The sequence below is a fragment of the Pseudomonas sp. MWU12-2020 genome (genome assembly GCF_023100605.1).
GTDB lineage: Bacteria > Pseudomonadota > Gammaproteobacteria > Pseudomonadales > Pseudomonadaceae > Aquipseudomonas > Aquipseudomonas fluorescens_H.
On sequence record NZ_JALMEX010000038.1, the window covers coordinates 1 to 1,252 of the forward strand.

The following is a 1,252-nucleotide window of genomic DNA, read 5'->3' on the forward strand; positions in this document are numbered from 1 at the left end:
GCCTCGGCGCTGCCGCGCAGCAGTACGCCGCTGCAAAAATACGCGGGATGCTCGCCCACGCATTCGGCCGTGGTGTTCTGATAGCGCGTGTTGAGCAGCTTGGCCACTTCCGGGCCGGTGGCGGCGTGGAGATCAACGGTGCATGCAGACAGGATCAGTAACAGGCCAAGCACGCGTATCGTGCAGACTCGCATGTCAGTACTCCCCGGGTGCTCGTGGAGTGATGCCGTTGATCAGGGTCTGAGTCGAGGTGCCCTGAAAGGTTTGATCGGCTGTTTCGTAAATGAATGGACGGTGATCGGTGGCACCCAGATTCATCCGCACGATCGGCAGGTAACGGGCGGTCTGCTGAAAGTAATCGCGCTGAATGAACTTCGCATTGTTCAGGGCCGTGTTGTTACCTGACAGGTAGAAGAGCGATTCGAGGGGGATTTGCTCGGGAATATTCTGTGGCCAGGCGGCAATGATGATTTCATTCCAGTTTTGTCTGGCCGCAGCGGTCATCACTGTTCGCACGGCGATGCTGAGCTGGAACGCGGCGGGCGTGCTGCTGAAGGCGCAACTGCCACCCGGACTGGCGGCGTGTTTTGCTCGCCATGTCTCCACGGTGGTGATGTTTTGCGACTCGCAACTGGCGCGGCAACTGTCGGGAATTCCGTTGGTAGCCGCATTGGCGGGGTAGGAGCAGCGCAAGGTCGCGGGATGCCCGGTGGGGGCGTAGGCCTCCTTGAACGTGTAACCCTGATTGCCCGCCAGCTTGAGGGTGCCCACATCCTCCCGGACGTATGAAAACGAAACGCCGTTACGGGTAATCGAATTCGGGCTGGGGTTCCACGCATGAAAACCTGCTGAGGCATCCGCCCCGCGAATCAGAACGCCGTTGCAGTAATAGGCGGGTTTTTCGTTGGCGCACGACGCAGCTACGTCCTGGTATCGCGCATTCATTCGGGCGGCGACCTCATAGCCGTTGTACAGCTGGTCCTGCAGGTTGAAGCCGAACACCGCGCCGGGTGGCTGATGCAGATCCATGCGCAGGACCGGCAACCAGTCCCCGGTGGCAGTGAAGTAATCACGCTGATCCCTCTGGGCGCCGAGCAATGCGCCGGTTTGCGTGGTGTCGTAAAACAGCGCTTGTATCGGGATCCGTTTGGGGGCCGTGGCGTCCCAGTTTTTGATCTGCACCAGGTTGGGTTTCACAGCCCAGGTGGCACCGAGGCCTTGGTGGGCGACCAGGCTGGCCTTGAACAGCAAC

Annotated in this window: 2 pseudogenes; both read right to left on the reverse strand. The window is 60.3% G+C overall.

What is annotated here, in order from left to right:
- Positions 1 to 194 (reverse strand): annotated as a pseudogene (locus M0814_RS28905) (hypothetical protein); the annotation flags it as partial.
- A gap of 1 nt (position 195) precedes the next feature.
- Positions 196 to 1,252 (reverse strand): annotated as a pseudogene (locus tag M0814_RS28910) (hypothetical protein); the annotation flags it as partial.